The 26,199-nt window shown below is 36.2% G+C and carries 25 protein-coding genes, 2 tRNA genes and 5 pseudogenes; 20 read left to right on the forward strand and 12 right to left on the reverse strand.

Translation table 11 applies throughout. From position 1 onward, the window contains the following. The first annotated feature begins 397 nt into the window (after positions 1-397). From ACZZ95_RS12290 to ACZZ95_RS12385, 20 genes and pseudogenes are all read left to right on the forward strand, one after another. Positions 398-832 carry a hypothetical protein gene (locus tag ACZZ95_RS12290; protein ID WP_463469252.1) on the forward strand — a complete coding sequence of 145 codons (435 nt, stop codon included), beginning with the start codon at positions 398-400 and terminating at the stop codon, positions 830-832. A gap of 509 nt (positions 833-1,341) precedes the next feature. Next, entirely contained in the window at positions 1,342-2,142 is an 801-nt protein-coding gene (locus ACZZ95_RS12295) for a helix-turn-helix domain-containing protein (RefSeq protein ID WP_463469253.1), read from the forward strand. 604 nt (positions 2,143-2,746) lie between these two features. Beyond that, positions 2,747-3,463 carry a hypothetical protein gene (locus tag ACZZ95_RS12300; RefSeq protein ID WP_463469254.1) on the forward strand — a complete coding sequence of 239 codons (717 nt, stop codon included), beginning with the start codon at positions 2,747-2,749 and terminating at the stop codon, positions 3,461-3,463. An 835-nt stretch (positions 3,464-4,298) separates the two neighbouring features. Next, positions 4,299-4,582: pseudogene (locus tag ACZZ95_RS12305) on the forward strand (DUF4134 domain-containing protein). 12 nt (positions 4,583-4,594) lie between these two features. After that, positions 4,595-4,909 (forward strand): DUF4133 domain-containing protein, encoded by a 315-nt coding sequence (locus tag ACZZ95_RS12310; RefSeq protein WP_463469255.1) that lies wholly within the window; start codon positions 4,595-4,597, stop codon positions 4,907-4,909. Between the two features lie 65 nt (positions 4,910-4,974). Continuing rightward, on the forward strand, positions 4,975-5,142 hold the full coding sequence (locus ACZZ95_RS12315; protein WP_463471668.1) for a DUF3875 domain-containing protein: 168 nt from the start codon (positions 4,975-4,977) through the stop codon (positions 5,140-5,142). A gap of 270 nt (positions 5,143-5,412) precedes the next feature. Then, positions 5,413-7,415 (forward strand): annotated as a pseudogene (locus ACZZ95_RS12320) (TraG family conjugative transposon ATPase). Between the two features lie 9 nt (positions 7,416-7,424). Further along, a pseudogene (locus ACZZ95_RS12325) lies at positions 7,425-8,109 on the forward strand (conjugal transfer protein TraI). Between the two features lie 14 nt (positions 8,110-8,123). Continuing rightward, a complete protein-coding gene (locus ACZZ95_RS12330; protein WP_463469256.1) occupies positions 8,124-8,738 on the forward strand; it encodes a hypothetical protein in 615 nt (204 codons plus the stop codon). Positions 8,739-8,749: 11 nt separating this feature from the next. After that, positions 8,750-9,385 (forward strand): TerB family tellurite resistance protein, encoded by a 636-nt coding sequence (locus ACZZ95_RS12335; RefSeq protein WP_463469257.1) that lies wholly within the window; start codon positions 8,750-8,752, stop codon positions 9,383-9,385. 3 nt (positions 9,386-9,388) lie between these two features. Continuing rightward, positions 9,389-10,045: a hypothetical protein gene (locus ACZZ95_RS12340; RefSeq protein ID WP_463469258.1), complete on the forward strand. Its 657-nt coding sequence runs from the start codon at positions 9,389-9,391 to the stop codon at positions 10,043-10,045. 22 nt (positions 10,046-10,067) lie between these two features. Next, positions 10,068-10,598 carry a hypothetical protein gene (locus tag ACZZ95_RS12345; RefSeq protein WP_463469259.1) on the forward strand — a complete coding sequence of 177 codons (531 nt, stop codon included), beginning with the start codon at positions 10,068-10,070 and terminating at the stop codon, positions 10,596-10,598. A 24-nt stretch (positions 10,599-10,622) separates the two neighbouring features. Next, positions 10,623-11,231 (forward strand): conjugative transposon protein TraK, encoded by a 609-nt coding sequence (traK, locus tag ACZZ95_RS12350; RefSeq protein WP_463469260.1) that lies wholly within the window; start codon positions 10,623-10,625, stop codon positions 11,229-11,231. A 544-nt stretch (positions 11,232-11,775) separates the two neighbouring features. Then, a complete protein-coding gene (gene traM / locus ACZZ95_RS12355) occupies positions 11,776-12,756 on the forward strand; it encodes a conjugative transposon protein TraM (protein ID WP_463471669.1) in 981 nt (326 codons plus the stop codon). A gap of 209 nt (positions 12,757-12,965) precedes the next feature. Beyond that, positions 12,966-13,043 carry a hypothetical protein gene (locus ACZZ95_RS12360; protein WP_463471670.1) on the forward strand — a complete coding sequence of 26 codons (78 nt, stop codon included), beginning with the start codon at positions 12,966-12,968 and terminating at the stop codon, positions 13,041-13,043. Positions 13,044-13,092: 49 nt separating this feature from the next. Next, positions 13,093-13,662 carry a conjugative transposon protein TraN gene (gene traN, locus ACZZ95_RS12365; RefSeq protein ID WP_463469261.1) on the forward strand — a complete coding sequence of 190 codons (570 nt, stop codon included), beginning with the start codon at positions 13,093-13,095 and terminating at the stop codon, positions 13,660-13,662. A 15-nt stretch (positions 13,663-13,677) separates the two neighbouring features. Continuing rightward, positions 13,678-14,760, forward strand: a complete 1,083-nt coding sequence (locus ACZZ95_RS12370; RefSeq protein ID WP_463469262.1) for a hypothetical protein — start codon at positions 13,678-13,680, stop codon at positions 14,758-14,760. Positions 14,761-14,833: 73 nt separating this feature from the next. Further along, positions 14,834-15,136, forward strand: a complete 303-nt coding sequence (locus ACZZ95_RS12375; RefSeq protein WP_463469263.1) for a hypothetical protein — start codon at positions 14,834-14,836, stop codon at positions 15,134-15,136. A gap of 34 nt (positions 15,137-15,170) precedes the next feature. After that, entirely contained in the window at positions 15,171-15,446 is a 276-nt protein-coding gene (locus ACZZ95_RS12380; protein WP_463469264.1) for a DNA-binding protein, read from the forward strand. A 43-nt stretch (positions 15,447-15,489) separates the two neighbouring features. Further along, on the forward strand, positions 15,490-15,750 hold the full coding sequence (locus ACZZ95_RS12385) for a hypothetical protein (RefSeq protein ID WP_463469265.1): 261 nt from the start codon (positions 15,490-15,492) through the stop codon (positions 15,748-15,750). A 45-nt stretch (positions 15,751-15,795) separates the two neighbouring features. Here the strand turns inward: ACZZ95_RS12385 and ACZZ95_RS12390 are convergent, their stop codons facing one another. The 12 genes and pseudogenes from ACZZ95_RS12390 to ACZZ95_RS12445 all read right to left on the reverse strand — a co-directional run bounded on the left by ACZZ95_RS12390 (position 15,796) and on the right by ACZZ95_RS12445 (position 26,194). Beyond that, on the reverse strand, positions 15,796-17,106 hold the full coding sequence (locus tag ACZZ95_RS12390; protein ID WP_463469266.1) for a site-specific integrase: 1,311 nt from the start codon (positions 17,104-17,106) through the stop codon (positions 15,796-15,798). A 292-nt stretch (positions 17,107-17,398) separates the two neighbouring features. Further along, positions 17,399-17,483 (reverse strand) — tRNA-Ser (locus ACZZ95_RS12395). Positions 17,484-17,636: 153 nt separating this feature from the next. Next, positions 17,637-17,721: transfer RNA gene (locus ACZZ95_RS12400), tRNA-Ser, on the reverse strand. A gap of 140 nt (positions 17,722-17,861) precedes the next feature. Then, a complete protein-coding gene (locus ACZZ95_RS12405; protein ID WP_095955189.1) occupies positions 17,862-18,260 on the reverse strand; it encodes an acyl-CoA thioesterase in 399 nt (132 codons plus the stop codon). 1 nt (position 18,261) lies between these two features. Then, a pseudogene (ribB, locus tag ACZZ95_RS12410) lies at positions 18,262-19,397 on the reverse strand (3,4-dihydroxy-2-butanone-4-phosphate synthase). Positions 19,398-19,399: 2 nt separating this feature from the next. Beyond that, positions 19,400-20,855, reverse strand: a pseudogene (locus ACZZ95_RS12415) (LptF/LptG family permease). A gap of 8 nt (positions 20,856-20,863) precedes the next feature. Further along, entirely contained in the window at positions 20,864-21,490 is a 627-nt protein-coding gene (lolA1, locus tag ACZZ95_RS12420) for an outer membrane lipoprotein periplasmic chaperone LolA1 (protein WP_463471671.1), read from the reverse strand. A 73-nt stretch (positions 21,491-21,563) separates the two neighbouring features. Beyond that, on the reverse strand, positions 21,564-24,014 hold the full coding sequence (locus ACZZ95_RS12425; RefSeq protein WP_463469267.1) for a DNA translocase FtsK: 2,451 nt from the start codon (positions 24,012-24,014) through the stop codon (positions 21,564-21,566). An 18-nt stretch (positions 24,015-24,032) separates the two neighbouring features. Next, the gene (locus ACZZ95_RS12430) at positions 24,033-24,407 is read right to left on the reverse strand and encodes a diacylglycerol kinase (RefSeq protein WP_463469268.1); all 375 of its coding nucleotides are present in this window, start codon (positions 24,405-24,407) and stop codon (positions 24,033-24,035) included. A 13-nt stretch (positions 24,408-24,420) separates the two neighbouring features. Continuing rightward, positions 24,421-24,918, reverse strand: a complete 498-nt coding sequence (gene tpx, locus ACZZ95_RS12435) for a thiol peroxidase (protein WP_463469269.1) — start codon at positions 24,916-24,918, stop codon at positions 24,421-24,423. A 642-nt stretch (positions 24,919-25,560) separates the two neighbouring features. Continuing rightward, the gene (locus ACZZ95_RS12440) at positions 25,561-25,818 is read right to left on the reverse strand and encodes a DUF6952 family protein (protein ID WP_042566605.1); all 258 of its coding nucleotides are present in this window, start codon (positions 25,816-25,818) and stop codon (positions 25,561-25,563) included. Positions 25,819-25,885: 67 nt separating this feature from the next. Further along, the gene (locus ACZZ95_RS12445; RefSeq protein ID WP_008462030.1) at positions 25,886-26,194 is read right to left on the reverse strand and encodes a thioredoxin family protein; all 309 of its coding nucleotides are present in this window, start codon (positions 26,192-26,194) and stop codon (positions 25,886-25,888) included. Between the last annotated feature and the right edge of the window lie 5 nt (positions 26,195-26,199).

Consider the following 26,199-nt stretch of genomic DNA (forward strand, 5'->3'; position numbering starts at 1 on the left):
GTATTCTGGGCAGTTAAAGATTTAATTAGAAATAGCAGCAGACAGTACAGGTAAATTACATTTCATAATATATAGAAATTTTGAATTTATGCTCTCATAAAGCATAAATCAGATTAATAAAAAAAAATGTAGAGGTCAATAGAGAGCGACTTTCAAAAATAATGTAATTATTTGAATTTCAATAATTAATGTAAGAAAAATACATTATTGATTTCATGGAAATCGATAGTGGATTTTCCGAAAATCCACATACATGCACTTGATTTATGATTTTTTGCAATTTAGATTTGCCTTGAATTCAACAGCAAAAGATTCAGTAAAGTACTGAGCAAAAGTTCTGCTGGCCCGGGTAAAATGGACGGAGACAAGTTCTCAATTAACCAAACCATTTTGCATTATGAAAAATTTACTATTAACTGGTTTAATTATTTTTTTAGGTTCATGTTCAAATGACGATTTTGACAATTCTGATTTAAGATTGGTTTCCAGCCAAGCAATCAGCCAAGAGAAAACTGCAGATTTTAAAAATGGCTCTGCTTTAGAGGAAAATTTTAAGGAAGTTCCGGCGGGAGATTACGTACTTCTGGTTCCTGCAAAATTAAAAGAAAAGATCATTTCAGTATTAAAAGCCCAACCCGGGCGAAATGAACTAAAGACTTTTGAGAAAAGCACTTCTGATTTAGGTACAATTTCTTCTACTGAGGATCCTGTCTCAACATTACTTATAATTGTTGATGAAAGTACACTGGGATCATCACTGAAACTTGATGTTAAGGGGTATATAGTTAATCTCGGAAATCTTCGCGTACCAGCAATACCAAATTGTGGATGATTTTATAATTCAATACGAGATTTCAAAAAGACAGGATTCAACACTTCTAACAGATGAAAAGGAATCCATTTTATCTATTTCCTCAATTTCGGAAGCAGTTTTATTTAGTGAAAAGGACAGAAAGGACAGAGATTGGGAGACATCCACCACCAGTAGGAGTACCAGACATCAATGATGTAACGACGTAAATGAAGTTGAATCACTTCCTGCTTTAATATAGTTGATTAATAATTTTCTAATCTATGTGATTTATGAAAAAGAGAGCTTTGTTTTATATTTTATTGTTCCTTTTTAATCTTTGCAGCCTTTATTTTATAATGAAGCTTTTTGTCGCTGATCAGCTGGTTCAGTACGTACTTTACCAGGACAATATAATTGAGAGTCCGAGGTTAACAGCGTATATTTTATACGTCTGCTGTTTGTCTAATTTATATTTCCAGTTTTTTACATGGATGGAATATTTTTTCAAGGATGAAATTTAAAAGGAGATCTAAACTAAAAGAACAAAAATGATTAGAGAAATCTTAAATACTGAGATTAAAAGCATTGAAAATGATGGTATTGATGTAGTATACATTACAGACTATAGGGCAAAAAATATTGCACCGGTCCCATTTTCCATTTCAAATTTTTCGGTGCTTTTAATCAAAAGTGGTAAAATGAATATCAGATTTCATGACGAAACTAATATAGTTAATCGGAAAGATTTATTGGTAATCCCATTTAATTCCATATGCACCAAGCTTGAAGCCACGGATAATATCCAGCTATATCTTATAAGGACAAATTTTGATTTTGCATTTAATAATTGCTATGAAAAAGAGCTTTCGGATGCTTTTAGTTTTCTAATGTTAAAATCAGATCGAAAGATTAGTCTTCAGGAAACGGATTTTAAAGTTTTGTCGCTTATTTATAAATTAATGTATGTATTGCAGAACAGCAATGACAAACCGGACGTAATTACTAAGTCGCGCCGGATATGCTTTAATTTATTTATATATGAACTCAAGTTTATACATTCGAAATATAAACCCGACTTAAATCTTGACTTTTCAAGAAGAGAGAGCATTGTAATACAATTCCTGACTCTATTATCAATACATTTGAGAAAACAGCATCATGTTCAGTTTTATGCAGGAGCTTTATTTATCACTCCAGGACATTTGAATAAGATGGTAAAAGAAAGCACAGGTAAAACAGCTAAAGCATTTATAATTGAAGCTCTTGTCAATGTTTCAAAAAATCTTCTTACGGACTCAAGCTATTCCGTCGCTAATATTGCCGATGAATTAGAATTCAGCAGCCGCTGAAAACTTTGGAGTATTCTTTAAAAGACATACTGGTATGCTGCCAACCGAATTTCGTTCTAATAAAAAGTAAGTCGCCAACACAGCTCCTTATTCTGCCAGAGATTGTTTAATTAAAACGATAAGACGATGATTAAAATGTATCCTTTGGAATGGTTTGATTCGTTGATTATAAATTCATTTGATACTGATAATTCTTTTGTAAAAGTATCGGAATATGAATTGGAGAATTTGAGTAAAACAATAGTATCTGAATCAAAAAAAATTAAAATTCATATTAAAGATTCTTTTTTCGAGCTGAAAAGTAAAAGGCAGATTAGACTTCTCATAAGAAAATATCATTCTTCATTGGTTTTTTTAATAGACAGGGTTGTAGAAATAAGAAAAATCGAAAAATTCAATTCTCCTGATTTTTTTAGAATATTTGACCTGATTGTTAGTTCCCTGGACGATTTGCTGTCATTTGTAGAAATCAGATATTCGTCCTTTATAAGTCTGGACCAAAGGGTGTCCTTCAGCTATTTTTCAATTTGGAAGAAAGAGACACTTGAGGTTTTAACGAATCTGATTAAAAAAAAAAGAAAATACTGAGGAGAATGATCTCGAATTGGAATATGTTGTCAATCTTCTTGCCGCGCCACTTCATAACAGCAGAAATAGTAAGTATACCTATCGCCAGATTTTGTATTATAGAGAGATAATCATCGAACTTGAAAAATTAAACGATCAAGTTACGGAATCAGAAGGTTTGTCAAATCTGGATCTTGTGCTTATAAGGATGAATTTTAATTCCAGAGAATATACCGATAGACTGGTAACTAGAATAGGCAGGTATTTAGAAGGTTTTGAGAATTTATCTGAAAGACTTGAAAAGCTGCTATACTTCTGCAAGAAACTGTCTAAAATAAACGCAGATTTAAAATTAACCTTTAATCCATCTCAACAGAATCTTATTTCATTTTTGGAATACTGGTTCTCCAGTGAAATCAGATTTGCTGAAAAAAAGGTCGCAATTCTACTGCAGGAACAGATTGATGCTTCTGTCGGAAGTGAATTTGTGGAGAAGGCAGATTCTAAACTGGAGTGTATCCTCTCAGGTGATCAGATTGGACTGATTTTAAGAGCCACAGATGAAGCAAGAATTATTAAAGCTAAGTCTATGAATTACATATTTAAAAGTATAGTACCTTATCTTTCTACTCCCGTAAAGAGAAATCTTTCTTACCAGTCAGTGAGAAGCAAGTCATATAATGCAGAAGATCGTGATAAGGAAATTGCGATTGAAAGTCTTGAAAAAATAATCCGTAAGATAAAAACGTACTAGATTTTATTGTCTTGTGTAATCTGACAACCCTTAAAATTCGGGCATTTTGAAAGGGTACAAAAAGGGTACAGAAAAGTTGTACTTGTAGAAAATTTATTCTTATCGTTCCTTTGACCTGTAGAATAAATCACATCAAAACGGATGGTGATTTTCATAGAAGAGGATAAAATGTTGAATGATAAAATGAGAAGCTATGTTTACAAATATTTCATGGGGCAGTTATCTGACCGCATGCTGGTATTGCAATAATTTTCTGGTATCTAATAATCTTACTGAAATTTCACAGTCGCGATTTAAAAAAAATCTTATCAGGTGAAAAGAAACTGCAAATACCATTTCTAAAAAAAACTTCTAAAAATTTACAGGAAATAAAATCGATATCCGATTCATTTCCGAAATCTTTTGATACCCTGGAAGATGCGGAAAATCTATCGCGACGTATTAAAGAAACAGTTAAAGAAAGTGCTGAAAAACCACTAACAAAAGAGCAGTTTCAAAACTACCTGCGAATGCTTCTGGATGAATATCCTTATGTCAAAATTTCCTCCCTCAGAGAAAACATTAACCAACTAATGGTCTTTGAATCTCAAAAGTATCCCAATCTGCTCTTAACGCTCAGCGAAGCAGACAGTCTCTGGGAAGGACCGGTATTTTAAAAAATTCAGAGGAGGAATATTCCCCGTTCTCTCTTGTGCGGTATGGCTTTATGTGACAGGAAAAATAGAGCGACAACGGCGGTATTCCTCTTCTTTTTATTAAAGAATAACTTTAAAAATGATTTGTGATGAAAAAATGGAGATGGAAATTTAAAAGTCTTTTGAGACGATTTAGAGCTATGGGATCTTCGCTCCTGATGATTCTGGTTAGTAATGTTATTTACAGCCAGGATGGTGTGGCGGGAATTAATGAAGCCAACCAGAAAGTGAGAAGTTACTTTGATGCCGGCACTGAATTAATGTATGCGGTAGGAGCTATCCTCGGGCTGATAGGGGCAGTAAAAGTATACCAGAAATGGAATGCCGGAGATCCTGATACCGGAAAAGTCGCAGTACCTGGTTTGGAAGCTGTGTGTTTCTGGTGGTGGTAGCTACTGTAATTAAATCCTTTTTCGGGGTTTAAACGATAGAAAAAATGAGTAACAGCGTTTATTCGATCAATAAAGGAATCAATCAGAGTATAGAATTTAAGGGACTTAAAGCGCAGTACATCTGGTATTTGGGCGGAGGTGTTATAGGTCTTATGATTCTGTTTGTCGCCCTGTATATAATTGGAGTTCCTTCCTTGATATGCATTGGTTTTATTGGAACGACAGGAGGTTTTCTTGTTTTTAAAATATACAGAATGAGTAATACTTACGGTGAATACGGCATGATGAAGGCTCTGGCTAAAAAACAGATTCCTAAGTGGATTAAAGTTTACAGCAGAGAGGTATTTATGAAGTTATAGCCGCAGAGAGTTAATGATATAATGGAGAAAGGATGGAGAAGAGGATGGAAAATCTGTCGCCGGTTATGGCAGTGGAACATGATTGTATTTTATCAAAACAGGGCGATGTAACTATAGTTTTTAAGGCAGAACTGCCTGAAATTTTTACGCTGTCAGACCAGGAGTATGAAGCTTTCCACCAATCGTGGATAAAGGCGTTAAAGGTGCTCGCCGAAGTTTTGTGTTTTTCATAAACAGGACTGGTTCTTAGAAAGTGCTTATAGAGCTGATTTTTCAAGTGAAGACAGCAGTTTTCTGACCAGAAGCGACTGAGCGTTTCTTTAATGAGAGACCATTTCTGGATCATTCCTGCTATATCATGCTGACCAAGAAACCGGCGGGAAGAAGAAATGCAACCTCATTGTTTTCTAATCTGCTTAGAAGTACCATAGTACCCGAGGAAACCTTAAAACCGCAGCCTTCTGCAGGATTTTGCAGATACCTGCGGCCAGTTTAAGAGAATTATGGAAGACAGCGGATTTATAAAGCTGGAGCGTCTGCAAAATGAATCGCTTAGAAGCGAGAGCAGAAGAATAGGTCTGGTGGAAAAGTATTGTTTTTTGTCAGAGCGTGAAGATTCATTCGTATTTAAGGATATAAGGTTTGATGAGAGATTAGCGGTAGGGGATAAACACTGTCAGCTCTTTACTCTTGGTGATGCGACTGATCTTCCTGGATTATGCGGATCGAGAAACAATTTTGACCGCTATTCAACCGATAAGACCAAATTCAGTATTGGTTTTGCGTCAACCCTGGGCCAGCTCTTATCCTGTAATCATATTTACAATCAGTATATCTTCATTGAGGATTCACAGAAAACCATCCAAAAGCTGGAAAGCAAGCGACTCAGACTGCAGTCACTCTCTGCCTACAGCCGGGAGAATATGATTGCCAGGGATGCGACGAATGATTTCCTGAACGAGGCAGTATCACAGCAGAGGCTTCCGGTTAAAGCCCATTTTAATGTACTGGCCTGGAGCACGGATAAGGAAGACTTGAAAGAGATTAAAAACAAAGTGTCATCAGCTCTTGCGCAGATGGATGCGTACGCCAAGCAGGAAACTGTCGGAGCTCCTCAGATCTATTGGGCTGGAATGGCGGGAAATGCCGCGGACTTTCCCATGAATGACACCTTCGACACCTTTACGGAACAGGCGGTATGCTTTCTGAATATGGAAACGGGATATAAATCTTCGCTGAGTCCGTGCGGTATCAGGCTGGGAGACAGGCTGACAGGAAAACCAGTTCATGTTGATATCAGTGATGAGCCGGTTAAGATGGGAATCTGCACCAATCGCAATAAGTTTATATTGGGACCTTCGGGCGTGGCAAGTCCTTTTTTACCAATCATATGGTGAGAAGTTATTACGAGCAGGGAACGCATATTGTGCTGGTGGATGTCGGGCACAGCTATAAAGGGCTCTGCGATATGGTAAACGGGTATTATTTCACTTACGATGAAAAGAATCCTATCCGTTTTAACCCATTTTATATTTCAGAAGGAGACAGTCTGGATACGGAGAAAAAAGAGAGCATTAAAACGCTTCTGCTTGCACTCTGGAAAAAAGACGACGAAACCTTTAACCGGAGCGAGTATGTAGCACTCTCAAATGCCCTTCAGCTTTATTACGAGAAATTGGATGTTAACACAAATATATTTCCCTGTTTCAATAGCTTCTATGATTTCCTGAAGGTGGATTTTATCTCAATTTTGGAAGGAGATAAAGTAAAGGAGAAGGACTTTGACGTGAATAATTTTCTTTATGTACTCAGACCTTATTACAAGGGAGGCGAGTTTGATTATCTACTGAACGCGACAGAAAATTTGGATCTTCTAAAAGAAAGGTTTATTGTCTTCGAGCTGGATAATATCAAAGACCATCCGATTCTTTTTCCAGTAGTGACCATCATAATAATGGAAGTTTTTATAAACAAGATGAGAAAACTCAAAGGTATCCGAAAAATGATACTTATTGAGGAAGCATGGAAAGCACTGATGAAGGAAGGTTTTGCAGATTACATAAAGTATCTTTTTAAGACTGTGCGTAAATTCTTCGGGGAAGCGATAGTGGTCACGCAGGAGGTAGAGGATATTATTTCTTCGCCAGTGGTCAAGCAGGCCATTATCAACAACAGCGACTGCAAGATCCTTCTGGACCAGAGCAAATATCAGAATAAATTTGACCAGATTCAGGAGTCGCTTGGACTTACAGACAAAGAAAAGGCACTTGTACTTTCTGTAAATAAAGCCAATGATCCAGCCAGGAAATACAAAGAAGTGTTTATCTCTCTGGGAGGGATGCTTTCAAAGGTCTACAGAACCGAAGTTTCGCTGGAGGAATACTTAGCTTATACAACAGAGGAAAGCGAGAAAGTGAAAATGAATGCCTATGCCAAGAAGTTTGGCGGGGACATAAAGAAAGGAATAGCCGCAATGTCTCAGGATATGAGAAATGGAATTAAATGAAAAGGAATAATGAAAAAGAAATTAATAGTCTTGATGGTCTGCCTGTCGCTAGTCGGCACCTCGGCAAGACCTGCGGAAAAAAGTTGCGGTATTGCCGATACTGGAAATTGTAAAAGCTGTTACGAAAAAGGTGATTAAAGCCATTGACCTGAGAATCCAGCGGCTACAGAATAAAACGATCTGGCTTCAGAATGCACAGAAGCAGGTGGAAAATGTACTTTCCAAATTGAAGCTCGATGAGATCTCGGACTGGACTCAGAAACAGAAAGATCTTTACAAAGGATACTATGAAGAACTCGCAAAAGTAAAGTCAATTATTACCTACTACCAGAGGATTAAAGAGATCACCAAAAAACAGACCCAGCTAGTTCAGGAGTATGAAAGAGCCTGGAATCTTTTTAAGCAGGATACCCATTTTAAAGAAAGCGAAATCCAGTATATGGAGCGCGTTTATACAGGAATACTCGAGGAAAGTGTGAAGAATATCGACCAGATTTTTTTGATTCTGGATTCTTTTGCCACCCAGATGAGCGATCTCAAGCGACTTGAAATCATCAACAAGGTCGCTGATCAGATTGATGGGAACTACGACGACCTTAAAATGTTTAACCAGCAGAACATACTGCTGAGTCTTCAGAGGGCCAAAACAGAAGCAGATGTAAAACAAGTCAAACAATTTTACGGAATTCCATAATTCAATAAAAAAACATGAAAAAGATAGCTGTACTAATAATAACGCTCTGTGTTTTTAATCAAAGTATGAGCGGGCAGGCAAAGCAGAGGAAGGAACTTATCCTTCAAATAGCAGCGCTTCAGGTTTATTTTGACTATGCAAAGAAAGGATATTCAGCGGTATCAAAGGGACTCAATTTTATAGGTGATGCCAGAAAAGGAGAGCTAAACCTGCACGGTGATTATTTTACCTCACTTTTAAAAATCAATCCAAAGGTTAGGAATTATTATAAAACTGCTGAGATAATTTCCATGCAGTTTAAAATAATGAAACTCTGCAGAAAGACTTTGGCAGATCTTAAAACTGCTGATTTGTTTCATGGTAATGAACTGGACTATATAGAGAGGTCTTTTGAGAAACTTCTTCAGAACTGCGACCAGACTCTCGACCAGTCGCTTGTTATTACCACAGATGCAGAACTGGAACTAAAAGATGACCAGAGGCTTGAGCGCATTGATCTTCTGCACAATACTATGCTGGAGGATTATAATTTCTGTCTTTCTTTCAGCAGGGATGCCAGACTGCTGTCGGTTTCAAAATCTGCCGATAAAAAGGATTCAAAGAATGTTGATGAATTATATGGATTATAAATTAAGCTACTATGAAAAAGATTTTGATTTTGACAATATTGATCACTTTGTTAATGATTCCAGTTAAATCAATGGGGCAGTCAGCTGAAATTCAGCAACTGATTTTGAATATCGAAAAGCTATCCCAGTTCAAGAAAATTCTTAGTGATATGAAAAAGGGGTATGAGTCGCTTTCAGGTGGATACAAAACGGTGAAAGATATGACTGAAGGAAACTTCAGCCTGCATAAAACTTTTCTAGATGCACTTATGCAGGTAAGTCCAGCGGTAAAAAATTACAAAAGGGTAGCAGAGATAGTGGAATATCAGATTTCAATAGTCAAGGAAAGCCGCAACGGAATGAACCGATTTATAAAAAGCGGAAATTTCAGCGGACAGGAAATAAATTACTTTGAGAAAGTTTACGGAAACCTGCTTAATCAGAGCCTGCGAAATCTCGATGAACTTACGATAGTCATAACAGCTGATAAGCTCAGGATGTCGGACGACGAAAGACTAAAGGCAGTTGACGATATCTATGAGCAGATGCAGGATAAACTGCTTTTTCTCAGAAACTTTAATACCACGTCGAACGTGCTGGCTCTTCAGAGATCAAAAGAGAAAAATGATGTTTATATCTCAAAGAGTTTTCAGGAATTTAAAGAGTAGAGTATGAAATGTTTATTAAACAAAAAAGCAGTTTGTGTGATGCTTATCATATTACTGCTTCCCTGCAGAATAACTGCGCAGGGACTAGGTGATGATATGAGTAGTCTTCATGGGGTCTTAGACCAGCTTTATGATGAAATGATGCCATTGTGTTCTAACCTAATTGCTGTAGGGCAGGGACTAGCAGGCTTTGGAACTATATGGTACATCGCCTCACGTGTTTGGAGGCATATTGCAAGTGCAGAACCTATCGATTTTTATCCGCTCTTCCGTCCCTTTGTAATAGGATTCTGCATTATGATTTTTCCGTCGGTTCTGGCACTTATTAACGGAGTTATGAAACCAACGGTTACAGCTACTGCGACTATGGTAACAGGCTCTAACAATGCAGTTACTGTTCTGCTTAAAGAGAAAGAAAAAGCAATTAAAGAAACCGATCCATGGAAGATGTATGTAGGGGCCGCAGGTACGGGTGATCGCGACAGATGGTATAAGTATACGCATGACGGTGCTGATCCATCGGATGAGAGCATGCTCGCAGGCATAGGCAATGATGTCAAATTTGCGATGGAAAAAGCTTCTTACAGTTTTCGAAATTCGGTCAAGGAATGGCTGAGCGAGGTGCTGAGGGTTTTGTTTGAAGTACGCTTTATGCATTGACACCCTTCGGACCTTTCAGCTGGTGGTGCTTTCCATTTTAGGGCCGCTGGTATTTGGAATCGCAGTATTTGACGGTTTCCAGCACACGCTCACTGTCTGGCTTGCCCGATATATCAATATTTACCTCTGGCTTCCTGTTGCCAATATATTCGGAAGTATTATAGGAAAGATTCAGGAACTCATGCTTAAGCTGGACCTCTCGCAGGTGCAGGCAACAGGTGACACTTTTTTCAGCAGGACCGATATGTCATATTTAATTTTCATGATAATAGGTATCATAGGATATTTTACCGTGCCTTCTGTTGCCAATTATATAGTTCATGCAGGCGGAGGAGGAGCCTTGGGTCATAAGGTGACAAGCATGTTTGGAAATTCAGCTAGTTCTGTTGTGAGAACCTCTTCAAATGCGGTTGTAATGGTCGCTGATGCGATGGGAGATGCGGATCGGAGAATGACCAGCGACATGGTCGCGACAGCAGGAAGCAGTCCTTATTTTACTGATAAAGGAAACTATATGAATGACAGGCTTAAAGGAAATTCTAAACAGACTTAATAACAGGAGCATATGTTTACCAAAATGAAAAACATTGATACGGCATTTAGATATGTGAGAGGTTTCACGATGCTTGTAATTGCAGGTCGCATCATAATAAGTCGCTATGCTGTCTATAAAAGTTTCCAGACAGTGAGCCTTATGCAGGATAAAGTATATATTCTGGCAAATGGTAAAGCGCTGGAAGCTTACGCTTCGGAAAGAAAAGATAATATCGCTGTTGAAGCAAGGGACCATGTGAAAACCTTTCACAAGTTTTTCTTTACCCTTGATCCTGATGATAAGGTCATTAAAACGAATATCACAAAAGCGCTGTATCTGGCAGACGACAGTGCAAAACGGATTTATGATGACCTGAAGGAAAATAATTTTTATTCGGGTATTATATCAGGAAATATCAGCCAGACCATCCAGATTGACAGTGTGAGCATTGATATCCGTGAATATCCCTATCGTTTTAGATGTTATGCCAGACAGAACATTATCCGTACAACCAGTATTTTGAAAAGAAGCCTGCTTACCGAAGGTGCGCTTCGCAATGTATCAAGAAGCGATAATAATCCGCATGGTTTTCTTATCGAGCGGTTTAATACGATTGAAAACAAAGATCTCTCCGCAGAAACCAGAAAATAAAGATTTATGAAATCCTTTTTTACAAGACAAACTGAGCCTTTTGTGTATCACAAGTATTATCTGCTATTGCAGAAAAGATGGGCAGACAAAATGAAGAGCATCACAGATGGGCTCTCTAAAACAAAACTGATCTGGGGACTTCTGTTCTTTACGGTTTTGACATCGGGTTATTTAATTTATAACCTATATAGGACATTTTATAAACAAGCTGAGGTTTCAACAGCTTCAAAAATTAAGACAATCAATTTAAAAAACTAAAATTATGCAAGAGAAAACATTATCTCCAAAGGAAACTAAAAAGAGAAAGATGCTTTTAATGTCGCCTCTTATAACATTTCCATTTCTCACATTCTTATTTTATTCATTAGGCGGCGGAAGAATGGAATCCAAGATGGCAGGGAACAATGAAAAGAAAGGATTTAATTTTAATCTGCCATGCCTAAATTTAAAGAAGATTCTGCACTGGATAAGATGAGCTATTACGATCAGGCGAGCAGTTGATTCGATAAAACTGCGAGAGCAGATAAAAAAAGATCCTAACTATATTGATAATAAAGTCTCGGAGGATAAAGCAGATTCTTTTTCCACAAGTGATTTTGAATCCCGCATGCTTCCAAAAAACAGATCAGCTTTTAATTCTCAGTCTTTTCAGGACCGCAATGAACAGAAAGTTTATGAGAAGCTCAGGGCTCTTGAAAAAGTAATCAGCCAGCCTGCTGTCCCTGCTTACAGCCAAGAAATGAGGGAATTTGAAAACTACGGCACTTCTCATGGAGAATCGGAAGAGATTAAAAAACTTGAAGGGCTAATGTCGACGATGAGCACGCCCCAGGAACCTGATCCGGAACTTCAGCAATTAGGCGGCATGCTGGAAAATATTTTGGATATACAGCATCCGCGGCACGTGCAGGAAAGGCTTAAACAAACATCTGAGAGCAAAAAAGGCAAAATATATTCAGTGCAGAAAAAAGAAGCAGAGAATAACATAAGCTCACTTCAGCGGAATGCCGATTGGCAGACCTCTTTGAAAACAAATGAATTTTATTCTCTGGACGAAGCACAGCCTGGTGAAGAAATACAAAATTCTATTGAAGCAGTTGTGCATCAGACGCAGACTATTGTCAATGGCTCGGTGGTTAAATTAAGACTCACCAATGATATTTTTCTTCAAGGAACAATTATACCCAGAAATACTTTTCTGTATGGCATGGCGGCTTTAAAAGGAGAGAGGCTGGAGGTAAAAATCACAAACATCCAGTACAATAATTCGATATTTCCCGTCGAGCTGGCAGTCTATGATTTGGACGGGATTGACGGTATCTATATTCCCGGAGCGATTAACAGGGATGTGGCTAAAGCATCTGCCGATCGTTCTATCCAGACACTCGGTCTTACCGGGATTTCGGATTCATGGGGAGCACAGGCCGCAGGTATGGGCATCGAGGCGACCAAAAGTCTGATGAGCAAAAAGGTAAAACTCATAAAAGTGGTTGTAAAGGCAGGGTATCAGGTGCTTGCTGTATGATGAAAAACAAAAGAATTTAAAACCTTAAAAGAGAGAAAATATGAAAAAAGCGAATTATTTGTTTTTAATCAGCTTGCTCGCTGGTTGGTGTTTCAGTTAATCCACAGTCAAACGCAAAGGAAACTGTCTTTTACCAAGACCAGTATAAAAATCTACTAGTAGGTTTTTCTAAAACCACAAGTATTATTTTTCCCTATACAATCAAGAGCATAGATAAAGGAAGCGCAGAAGTGCTTGTCCAGAAAGCAAAGGGAGTTGAGAATATACTACTTGTAAAAGCTCGCTAAACAGCATTTTATCCAGACCAATCTGACAGTTGTAACATCTGACGGGAAATTGTACGTTTTTGTACTGAATTATGATGATTCGTGCCCTGACTTAAATTTTAAGGCTGAAAATGCAGTGGTCGCAAGCAGGGATGTGCTGTTTTCTTTAGAAAACGAAAATCAGAAAAGAATTGAACAGTGTGCTTTGACTGCATATTCCAAAAAGAAAAAAGTCAGTGGTCTAAAAAAATCAAAGTATCAGATCAGACTGGAGGTGAACGGCATCTTTATCCAGCAGGATGTTTTGTATCTGCGTGTTGTTTTGGAAAACAAATCAAAGATTAACTACGATATTGATCAGTTTCGTTTTTTTATCAGGGATAAGAGAAAATCAAAACGAACTGCCTCACAGGAAATTGAATTGGAGCCTTTGTATGCAACTTCATCATCTCCTGTAATTCCTTATAAATCTGAAATAATAAAAGTCTATGCGCTGGAGAAATTTACTATACCTGAGAATAAGTATCTAACGATTCAGATGATCGAAAAAAACGGAGGGAGACATTTGGAAATAGATATAAATAATAATCTGACTGATCTGGTTTTTCCAATTTCCGAATTAGGCAGTGACACTTTTTAAGCTTTAAAATAAATTATGATAATCAATTTAGCTGATACTGAAATGATGCTGTCATTTGCAGAGGAAATGGCTTGTAACGGCCATCGATTTGTCGCCTTTAATACCGATGAGGTGACTGATACCTACACAATTGAGTTTTTTAGAAACCCATTGGATGCGAAGGAGTACTGTCTGGTTATGACCAATGATGCGAATTATTTTCAGAGCCTGCCGATTGAATCAGTTATCGACGACTTGCGAGCAATTTTGAATAGCGGGGCAGATACTTCCGAAAATGAAGCAATAGAACTTACTGGATTTGCCAAAAGGGAAATAGATAGGAGAGAAATTTTAGAAAATAATTTAAATGAAAACGCAATGAATGAGAAAAATTTAGAATACCTGAAAGACCAGTTAAAATATACTGGATTTGGAGAAACGTTCGATGCTGAACTGCGAGAGAACATAATGAAGGGAGAGAAGGATTTTAAAATTATGCACACCGGCATTATGAACAATGGTCTGCCAAATAAGGATACCTTAACTGTAGAATTAAATTTCAAAAGGTCTGAGCAGACAGATATGTACTTTTTTAATTCCTATCATGTCAATCTTCAGAAAGAAGAAAACAAACCTGGTCTGGAACAGACCTTTTACATCAACAAAGACAGCGCCAGCATTACAATGAAAGAGGCTTATAATTTGATGGAAGGCAGATCTGTCAATAAAGATCTTAAAAACAAAGAAGGGGAGAGCTATAATTGCTGGCTGAAAATCGACTTTAAACAATCTGACAATGGGAATTTTAAGCTGAACCAATACCATCAGAATTATGGGTATGATTTGGAAGCAAGTCTGGCAAAACATTCAATAAAGGAACTGAATACTCCGCAGTATAAAGAAGACCTTTTAAATTCCCTTAAGAAAGGAAATCTTCAGTCAGCGACTTTCGTAGTTAGCGGTGTTGAAAGTAAAATGTTTGTGGAGGCAAATCCCCAGTTTAAGACTGTTAATGTTTATGATGAAAATTTACAAAGAATTAATCATCGAGAGAGCAAGGAAGAGAAAAAGGCTGAATCTCAAAAAGAATCAGTATCTAAAGATCAAAAAAAAATCTAGATTCTGATGAAGGTGATTCAGGGAGGAAAGATAATAAAGTAAAGAAAAGAAAAACTCCTTCACTTTAAAAGTTATGGAAAAATTAAAGCCTTTATCGGATTTTTTCACCGCAATAGAGAATGATTACCGGATTAGTCCGATGCATATTGCCATTTATGCGACTCTATTACAATTTAGATCCGTTAAGGGCTTTATTAATCCAATTTTTGTATTCAGCTCGGAAATTATTGTTATTGCCAAAGTTTCTTCAGCAAATACGTATCATAAATGTGTCCAGGAACTTCATCAGTATGGATACATAAAGTATAGACCATCTTTTAAAAAAAATCGTGGAAGTGAAGTATATTTTTTGTTTTCAGCTGATGCGGACATCTAAAGATTCTGCAATTAATAATTTATGAAATTGTACTATGAATGAAATTGTTACAAAGGAAGATCTAAGGCAGTTTGGTCTTCTATTACTGGATAAAATACAAACGATATTTAAAGAAAAGAATTCTCAGCAAAAAGAATCGTCAGATCCCGAGTGGTTAAAAAGTAAAGCTGTCAGGAAACTGCTTGATATTTCTGCAGGTTCAGTTCAAAATCTTCGAATGACACAGAAAGTCCGATTTAAAAAGGTTCTCGGATCGTACTACTACAATAAAGAAGATCTGCTTAAACTTTTCAAAGATGAGTCAAATTAACAATATAACCGAACACCAAGTCATAGATTGCTTATCCATTTATATGGATGATCCTCAGCTCAACGTTTGGCATTTGGCTATTTTAAATGCAATTCTAAGTTTGGGATATAGGCAGGGCGAGAGGAAGAGAATTAAAGTCAGCCGTCGCAAGCTCATGTTATTGTCACATATCAATACACTGCCCACTTATCATAAATATTTCAAACAGCTTCAGGATTTGGGCTATATTAAGTATATGCCTTCTTACCATCCAGGTTATAGAAGTGAAATTGAATTGTATAAAAAGAGGTTATCTCATAATTGAGATAACCTCTTTCTTTTTCTATCAAATTATTTTAGAGATTATATTCTAAGAGGATGGTATTTTATACTTCTCTTTAATTAATTCTAATTCGTTCTCCAGTCTAATCAGTGCCGTTAGATCTTCCTGTGACATTTCAGTTTTTTCAGGGTGTAGTCTTTTATTCAGCAATGTCATTTCCCGTCCTATAGTGGCTTGCTCGGTAACAGCGTAAGATTCCGTCTGTTTAACTGATGAATGTCCTAGCATTTCCTTGACCACATTGATTGGGACATTATTATTTAATGTTACCGTGCTTCCAAATGTTCTGCGTGCCATATGTGTGTTAAGGGTGAAATGAAAACCGCATAGAGATGCAATTTCTTTAAGGTATTCATTCATTTTCTGATTAGAAGAAACCGGCAATACAGTTCCGCGCTTAAGACAGAGCGGATGATCTTTGTATTTTTCAAGAATTTCGATCGCCTTTGGAAGAAGCGGGATTCTTGCCGTAGAATTTGTTTTCTGTCTCTCAGATAAAATCCATTGATTTCCGTCAACACCATCTTTTATGTCAGCTTTCCGGAGCTGAAATGCATCAATATAAGCAAGTCCTGTGTAGCACTGGAAAATAAAAATATCACGAACGGTATTAAGCCGGTCAGTCGAAAATTCGCGCCTTTCCAGTTCAGCCAATTCTTTTGCAGATATGGGCTTCTTTACAATTTTTGTTTTCTTTCCTTTAAAATTCTTAAATGGATCTTTGATGATGATTTCTTTATCAATGGCCCGTATTACAATTTTTTTGAAGTTGGAAATGTATTTAAGTGTGGTATTATTTGCGCATTTCCTTACGGTACGAAGATAGAACTCAAAGTCTTTTATGAATTCAAAATTTAAATCAGCAAATTCAAAATCACTAGTATTGTATTTGAATTTAATGAAAGCCGTTACGTGATTTTTAGTAATATTGAATCTCTCCAGTGTCGCTTCAGTATATCCGTTGCCAATTAAGGCTTTCAATTCATCATTGTGTTTTTGAAATTCTTCCAGCACCCTTGCTCTGGGTGTCATTCTTCCCATGACATGATCCATAATCTTTTGGGAAGTTATGGGTTTTCCGGTGTACATAATTTCTGATTTGATTTCATGGATCTTCATAGCGAGTGATTCCAGAAAAAAGTTCAGGGATTTTGCGTCTTCTTTCGTGCCTGTTGCTCTCTCGGTTTTCTGGTTCCAGCGCTCGCTATCCCATTTCCGTCTTGTGGATGCTTCTTTCGGGATTCCGTCAACGGTTATCCTGAAATAAACGATTCTAATGTTACTCTCATTGCGGGATGCTTTCAAAAAGAATATCAACCCAAAGCTGTTCTCTAGCATAATTCAACTTATTAGATTAGTAAATGTAGAATTATAACCTCATTTAAACAAGATGTAAACGTGCTTAACCCCTTTGATATCGGGACTTAAGATGAAATTTTGTGGCACATTTTCGAAATTTCCAAGTGTGCCACGAATGTGCCACAAAGATTTTGTTCGATTTTATAAATATTGAAAAGCGGTATAAAAGAAAAAAACCCTGCAAATCGTTGGATTTGCAGGGTTTACCGCTCTTTTTGGCCTTTTTTGAAAACTTTGAAAATCATATTTTTACTTTGTTTTCGGGCCTTCGCGGAGAAAGAGGGATTCGAACCCCCGGACCTGTTACAGTCAACAGTTTTCAAGACTGCCGCATTCGACCGCTCTGCCATTTCTCCAGTATGTAGCAATCATACGCTGATTGCGGGTGCAAAGATAAAATGTTTTTTCGGTTGTAAAAAATTTTTTCGGAACTATTTACAAAGAAAATAATAGGATATTCTATAAAAAAAAAGAAACCCTCAACAAATGTTAAGGGTTTCAATTTTCAGCGGAGAAAGAGGGATTCGAACCCCCGGACCTGTTACAGTCAACAGTTTTCAAGACTGCCGCATTCGACCGCTCTGCCATTTCTCCAGTATGTCGCGATCATTATCTGATTGCGAGTGCAAATATAGTACGCTTTTCCGATTATAAAAACTTTTTCGCTGATTTTTTTAAGTTAATTTTCAAGTGCTTAATTATCAGTATTTCGGAAAGTGTTTTTTTAAGAATAATTATTCTAAGTCGTCTAAAATTGGCGTTGGTTTTTTGTTTTCATCAACAGCAACAAACGAAAAAGTTCCTGAAACTACCGTTTCACGAAGCTCTGAATACATCTGTTCCATAAAAATATCAACATGAATTTTACAGCTTGTTCGTCCAACGCTGTCAACTTTTGCTACCAATTCAATTAAAGTTCCAGCCGGAATTGCTTTTTTAAAGTCAATTTGACCAGTTGAAATAGTCACAACTTTCTTTCTGCTGAAACGCGTTGCACAAATAAAAGCAACTTCATCCATAAGATGAAGTGCAGTTCCACCAAATAAAGTGTCATAATGGTTTGTAGTGCTCGGAAAAACAGCTTTAAATATGCGTGTTTCAGATTTCTGAATTCTTTCTTCTATAGTGCCCATATTAGTAATTAACATATTCAGTAATTTCAAGTCCGTAACCAATCATACCAACACGTTTTGTTTGTTCTGTATTAGAAACCAGTCTAATTTTAGAAATATCAATATCATGAAGGATTTGAGCGCCAATTCCGTAATCTTTACTGTCAATAATCACTTTAGGAGCTTTCAAAGTTCCGTTAGATTGCAACGATTTTAGTTCCGAAATTCTATTTAAAAGATTTACTGCAGTCATATCTTGATTGATGAATATAACAGCACCTTTTCCATTTTCATTAATTACTTTAAACATATCGTCTAATTGCTGTTCGGCATTATTAGTCAATGTTCCAAGTAAATCATTATTAACTTGAGAAGAGTGGATTCTCGTTAAGATAGGCTCTCCAAGATTCCACGTTCCTTTTGTTAGAGCGATATGAATTTGTTTATTTGTAGTCTGCTCGTAAGCTCTCAATCTGAAAGTGCCAAAACGAGTTTCGATATCAAAATCTTCTTTTTTAACAATCAAACTATCATGTCGCATTCTATAAGCAACTAAATCTTCAATTGAAACTAATTTCAAATCGAATTTTTTTGCCACTTCTATCAATTCAGGCAAACGAGACATTGTTCCGTCTTCGTTTAGGATTTCGCAGATTACTCCAGCTGGTTTAAATCCTGCCAGACGAGCAAAGTCAATTGCGGCTTCAGTATGTCCGGTTCTTCTTAAAACACCGCCTTGTTTGGCAATTAAAGGGAAAATATGTCCAGGACGAGCTAAATCGTGAGGTTTTGTATTTGGGTCAACCAAAGCTTCTACTGTTTTAGAACGATCGGTCGCTGAAATTCCAGTTGTAACTCCGTTACCTTTTAAATCAACAGAAACAGTAAAAGCAGTTTCCATATGATCAGTATTATTGGTAACCATAGCTCGAAGATCAAGTTCTTTACAACGGCTTTCTGTTAGTGGGGTACAGATTAAACCGCGTCCGTGAGTAGCCATAAAATTGATCATTTCTGGAGTTATTTTTTCAGTCGCATGACTAAAAAATCACCCTCATTCTCGCGATCTTCATCATCGACTACAATGATTACTTTACCTTGACGAATATCTTCTATAGCTTCTTCAATGGTATTCAGTTGTATTTTTGTTGTTGACATAATTATTGTTGCTTTTGAGCCGGTGAGAACCGCTCGGAAATTTTTTGAAATAGTTGTGAAATCGGAGTTGTTATCGCATCAAAATTAATTAATCCGTTGTCGTTTGTTGCACGATAGGTTAAAAGAACTGCTAAAGGCAATAAGATAAACGACGACATCCATGATCCCATAAAGGGAGTCATACCGCCTTCTTGCGACAATCTTTTTCCGAAAGTATTAATAAAGTGAAATGTAATAAAGATCAAAACAGCAAAAACAATTGGAAGTCCAAGTCCGCCTTTTCTAATAATAGCGCCAAGCGGGGCTCCAATAAAGAACATTAAAAAGCAGGCAAAGGCAATTACGAATTTTTTCGTAAAATGCACTTAAGTGCTTGTTAATATCACGTTGTTTGTCTTTTAGATCTTTTTGGGTTGTTTCGATCGAGTAGATGTTGTTGGTAACATTACTTCCTGCCATCTTCAAAATATCTACTTTGTCTTTGTTGGAATACATTGAAATAAGATCATTAGAAAGCTGTTTCTTCTTGAGTTTTTTTTCTGGTCCAGAATAGATTTTTCTAATTCCAACGCGCTGGTTGATATTCTCTGAAAAGGAAATGATTTCGTTATCTAAATTTTTATTTAACGAATCTAAAGTATAACGTAATTCATTAACGTTCAGCATTGCGTTTGTTCCAGCAATACTTTCTTTGCTGTCGTCAACTTTATTTAATTCTGCTAAATCTATATTGATGATCTGCTTTTTAAATTTTCCTTTTATGAAAGGTAATTTAGCGCGGTCTTCATATTTTTTTGGTGTAACATCTTGATAATAATATCCGTCATTTAAGACTAACTGTAAAATGCTGGATTTTTCACTGCTTATTAATTCTCCGGTTTTAGATTTGATTACCGTTTTATTTTCGCCCATATTATTAGGCTTTTCGTGAATTGTTACTCCAGTAAGATGATTTCCATTTTCACCAGATTTTTTATTCACTTTGATATTATAAAGCCCAACATCATTAAATTGTCCTTCAGCAATTGCCATTGCAGGTTTGGCTTGAGCGATATTTTTTCTGAAGTTCACAAATTTATATTCCGCATACGGAATAACATTATTGGCAAACCAAAATGCGACAATACTTAAAACAAAAATAAAAACTATCAAGACCCGCATAGCTCTCTGAAGAGAAATCCCAGAAGATTTCATAGCGGCAAATTCGTAGTTTTCTGCCAAGTTTCCGAAAGTCATGATAGAGGCCAGTAAAACCGAAAGGGGTAACACCAGAGGTATAATTCGGGGCATAGAAAAAAGCAGGAATTTCACGACCAATAATAAGTCGAGATCTTTACCTGCTAGTTCTGATATAAATAGCCATACTGTCTGTAGTATGAATATGAAAAATAGAATTACAAATACCGTAGTAAATGTAAATAAGAATGTTTTTAATAAGTATTTGTCTAGAATTTTCAACCTTCTGATTAATCTAATTTATTAATGTAGTATTTCGGGTATTTACTCGCTACAAAGGTAAATTGATTTTTTGATAATGGCTGATTGGTTTTAAAAGAATTAACGGTTAAAGTTGTTTTTGTGCCGTTTTTTCCAGTTTCAATCAAATTATAGATGTGTTTTGTCTGAACGTCAACACCTAAAAGAATTTCTTTTCTTTGGTCTTTACCACTTGTAGGAACCAATTTGATGTATTGAATTTTTCTTCCCTTTACATTTTGTACAATATCCATATTGTATTTGTATCCAGAATTGAAGAAAGTAAGCATTTTTGAAGGCGTAATTGCATTGTCATCTTTCTCGTTTACTTTAGAAATAGTAACTTCTTCATCTTCAGGAACGATAGTGTATGTTTTCTGACCGTCAAAAATTTTTGTAACGCCCATGAAATTCAATACATATTGATTGCCTTTCATCGTTACATTGCCTTTACTGTCTTGATTAATGTTTTCTTTGGCGTTATTCAAAGAATATTTAAAGTCAATAACAATATTATTGTAACTTTTTATTTTAGAAGTTACTTCGTTCAATAAATCTTTAGCTTTTTTATCCTGAGCCTGAATAGAAGTGAAGCTCAAAAGCAATATAACTGCCATTTGAAAACACCTTTTAGTCATATTTGCGATAGAATTGTTGTTGATTTCTTGAATTTTTGTTCTCATGATTGGATTAATTTTGTTCATTGTTAAAAAATTGATCAAGAGCACTTAAGTCTAAAATATTCACACTTCTAGCTTTACTGCCTTCGAACGGACCAACAATTCCTGCCGCTTCCAGCTGATCAATTAATCGACCGGCTCTGTTGTATCCTAATTTTAATTTTCGCCGCAATAAAGAAGCAGAACCTTGCTGGGCATTGACAATAATCTCTGCCGCTTCTCTAAATAAAGTATCTCTTTCAGAAATATCTATATCAAGATTAATGCCAGTTTCTTCTCCTACAAACTCTGGAAGAAAATAAGCTGTAGCATATGCTTTTTGTCCGCCAATAAAATCTGTAATTTTTTCAACTTCTGGAGTGTCAATAAAAGCACATTGTACACGTACAACATCATTGCCATTCGTATATAATAAATCTCCACGACCAATTAATTGATCCGCTCCTTGCGTGTCAAGAATAGTTCTAGAGTCAATTTTAGATGTTACTCTAAACGCAATCCTTGCTGGGAAATTGGCTTTAATTAAACCTGTAATAACATTTACAGAAGGTCTTTGTGTGGCAATAATTAAGTGAATACCAATCGCACGTGCTAACTGCGCCAAACGGGCAATAGGTATTTCAACTTCTTTTCCTGCTGTCATAATCAAATCGGCGAACTCATCGACAACCAAAACGATATAAGGTAAAAATCGGTGGCCGGCCTCTGGATTTAATTTTCTTGCTTTGAATTTATCGTTGTATTCTTTAATGTTACGAACCATCGCATCTTTTAATAAAGAATAACGATTGTCCATTTCGGTACAAAGTGAATTTAAAGTATTAACAACTTTTGCATTATCTGTAATAATAGCATCTTCGGTATCAGGAAGTTTGGCTAAATAATGTCTTTCAATTTTATTGAAAAGCGTAAGTTCCACTTTTTTCGGATCGACCAAAACAAATTTTACTTCGGCTGGATGTTTTTTGTATAATAACGAAGTTAAAACAGCATTTAATCCAACAGACTTTCCTTGTCCAGTTGCTCCAGCCATCAATAAGTGAGGCATTTTAGCTAAATCGACAACAAAAGTTTCGTTAGAAATGGTTTTTCCTAACGCAATTGGAAGTTCCATTTCAGCTTCCTGAAATTTCGCCGCTCCAATAACACTTTTCATGGAAACCATAGTTGGGTTTTTGTTCGGAACCTCAATACCGATAGTTCCTTTTCCAGGAATTGGCGCAATAATACGAATTCCTAATGCGGATAATGACAAAGCGATGTCATCTTCTAAACTCTTAATTTTTGAAATTCTAATTCCGGCTTCAGGAACAATTTCATATAAAGTTACCGATGGTCCAACGGTAGCTTTAATCTGAGCAATTTCAATTTTATAGTTGCGAAGTGTATCTACAATTTTGTTTTTATTTTCTTCTAATTCCTCTTGATTTATGGTGATTCCTCCAGTTGAATATTCTTTTAATAAATCAATTGTTGGGAATTTGTAATTCGATAAATCTAAGGTAGGATCAAATAATCCGAAATCGGCAACTAGGCGAGAAGCTAAGTTTTCTTCGATAATATCTTCTTCTTCAGCTTTTTCAATTACAAAAGCTTCGTCGGGAGAAACTAACGGTAGTTCCTGTTTTGGGGTAATTGGCTTTAAAATCGGATTCAATTCGATTTCAGAAGAATGAGAAATAGTTGGCTTTAATGCCTCTTTATTTAGTTCGAATTGTGTATCAACTGTTTTGATATGAATGTTATCTAAATCAGGATCCTTTTCTGGTTCTTCAATAGCAAATTCTTCTAGATTATAAGCACTTTCAGGTTGTTTGACAGCTGGTTTTAAAGCTTCAAGTTCCGATTTGAGTTCTTTTTTAGTAGAATCAAAAAATGACTGTATTCTTTCTGGAGATAATTTTATTTTGAAAATCAAATAAATAATTAATCCGAAAAGCAGTGTAAGTAAAGTTCCCGTTTTTCCGATATAATCCTGCAGGAATAAATTTAATTCATAGCCAATTGTTCCTCCTAATTCTGGTGCAGAAGTAGCGAAAAAGCCAAACAGAATTGAAACAATTATAATAGCAAAAATATCCCAAAACCAAGTATTTTTTAGCTTTTGAGTCGAAAGCTCCAATGCTAAAAACATTCCCGTAAGGAAAAATAAACGTACGAAGATAAAAGAAGCAAGTCCAAAACCTCTATAAATAATTAAATCGGCTAAATAGGCTCCGAATTTTCCCAGCCAGTTTTCAACAATTTCAGTACGATCGCCGAGCTGATTTACAATACTTTGGTCATTCTGCCATTGTCCGTTAACGTAAAAAGAAATAAATGCCACTAATAGTGCAACAGAAAAAAGAACCAAAAGACAGCCCAAAACAAATTTTTGTTGTTTTGATATCTTAAAAGATCTTTTACTTCCTTCTTGTTTGTCGTTTTTTTTATCTACAGTTTCTTTTTTATTTTTTGCCATTCTTGCGTTTTCCTTTGCCTAAATAAATTTTGGAATATAAATAATCAAGCCTATTGCTATTGCAGTCATTGCGGCAAAAAATACCGCTCCGGCAACAATATCTTTAATAAATCCGATTCGTTTGCTGTAATCAGGATGGATAAAATCGGCGATTTTTTCAACCGCCGTATTTAGTCCTTCAACACTTAAAACTAAACCAATTGCCATTGTTTGACAAAGCCATTCGGTTTGTGAAATATGAAAATAGAATCCAGCAATGGTCATGATAATTCCTAATGAGAATTGAACCATAACGCTGTGTTCTGTTTTAATAAGTTTTACAGCTCCTTTAAAAGCATAAGTTACGCTCTTTAACCGACCTGTAACAAAAGTATTATCTTTTTGAAACTCCATTTAAGGGAAAATATTATAGTGTTGCTAAAGTCGCTTCGTAATTTGGTTCGTTTGCAATTTCAGCAACTTGTTCTGTATGAACGATTTTTCCATCTGCATCAACCACAATGATTGCTCTTGAATGTAAACCTGCTAAAGGTCCGTCAACGATTTCTAAACCATTTGCTTTACCGAAAGCACCTTCTTGAAAATCTGATAAGTTTACTACATTTTCTAAACCTTCAGCACCACAAAAACGTTTTTGAGCAAAAGGTAAATCTCTAGAAATACATAATACAGTTGTGTTTTCTAAACCGCTTGCACTTTGATTGAATTTTCTAACAGATGCAAGACAGGTTCCTGTGTCAACACTAGGGAAGATGTTTAAAACTAATTTTTTACCAGCAAAATTACTTAATGAAGCAACAGATAAATCGTTTTGAACTAATTTGAAGTCAGCTAATTGTGATCCAACTGCTGGTAACTCGCCTGATGTATGAACTGGATTTCCTCCTAATGTGATAGATGCCATGATTTTTGTTTAAAATTAATGAGGTTCAAAAGTAAGGATTAATATTTGAATCTAAAAGTATTTGTTGTGGGTTTAAAGAGAGATTAAGGTTGGTTTTTTGATAGCCGAGAATTCACGGATTTATCTAATTATTTTAGATTTTAATTGCGCTTGTCAGGCTGAGCGAAGTCGAAGCCGACGTAAGAAGCTCCTCAATCTGAGTCACTTTTTTTGTTGAATTACTTTGCGTAGGCTTCGACTTCGCTCAGCCTGACAATTGGTTGTAATAATCATGAACGTTAATTGAAACCGTAAAGTCGCGAGAGGGATAGGAGCTGGCTACCGAAGTAGCGCGGATAGCCCGACAGTATTTGAAAAAGCAGGCGAGTAAAGACAAAGTATGTTTGCCTGCTTTTTCAAATACTGTCTCGCCCAAATTATTATAGATTTTGGAGGGTAGATTTTAGATTTAGTAAAAATGTTTATATTCATTACGGAGCTTCTTGCTTGGGCTTCGACTTCGCTCAGCCTGACAAGACATTGTATAAACCGAGGCAGGGACTGAAAGCCGCCACTGAGACTGAAAACAAAAAAAAGCGTCCCTTATTCAGAAACGCTTCTTCAGTCATGTTTTTTTGTTTTTTTCTTGAAAAAGAGGTCGATTTATTTATCGATTGAACCTAAAACACGTTTCATGAACGCATTTAAAGCTTCTTTTTTATCTGTTCCCTGAGAAACCATTTTGTGCACTTCAAGAGCGCCATACATATTCGAAATCAATTCGCCAATTACATCCAATTCTTCATCTTTAAGAGAAGGAATTTCGGTCATAGCTTCTAGAACTTCGATCGTTTCAATGATATAATCCTGATCGTTTTCTTCGATGAACTGTGTTAATTGCTTTATTACTGGTAATTTCATGATTTTTTTGTTTAAGCGTTAAATCGTTTTTTTGTTTAATCGATTAAACGAATAAACAAATAACCAATTAAACAATAGCGTTTACTAAGTCAATTAAAACTTCTTGTTTGTTAGTCTGCGTTTCGCCAACTAATTGTCCGTTTACGAAAGTTGCAAATGTTGGCAGGTTGCTCACATTAGCTAATTTTCTAGATTCAGGAGAATTTTCTGCATCAACCAAAACAAAAGTGATAGCTTCATTTTCTGTTGCTAATTTTTTGAATTTTGGTTTCATAATACGGCAATTTCCACACCATGAAGCTGAATATTGTACTACTACTTTTTCGTTTTTAGCAACTAAATCTGCTAACGTATCTTCGTTTAAGTCGATTAACATACCTT

This window comes from Flavobacterium sp. AC267 (assembly GCF_979258715.1).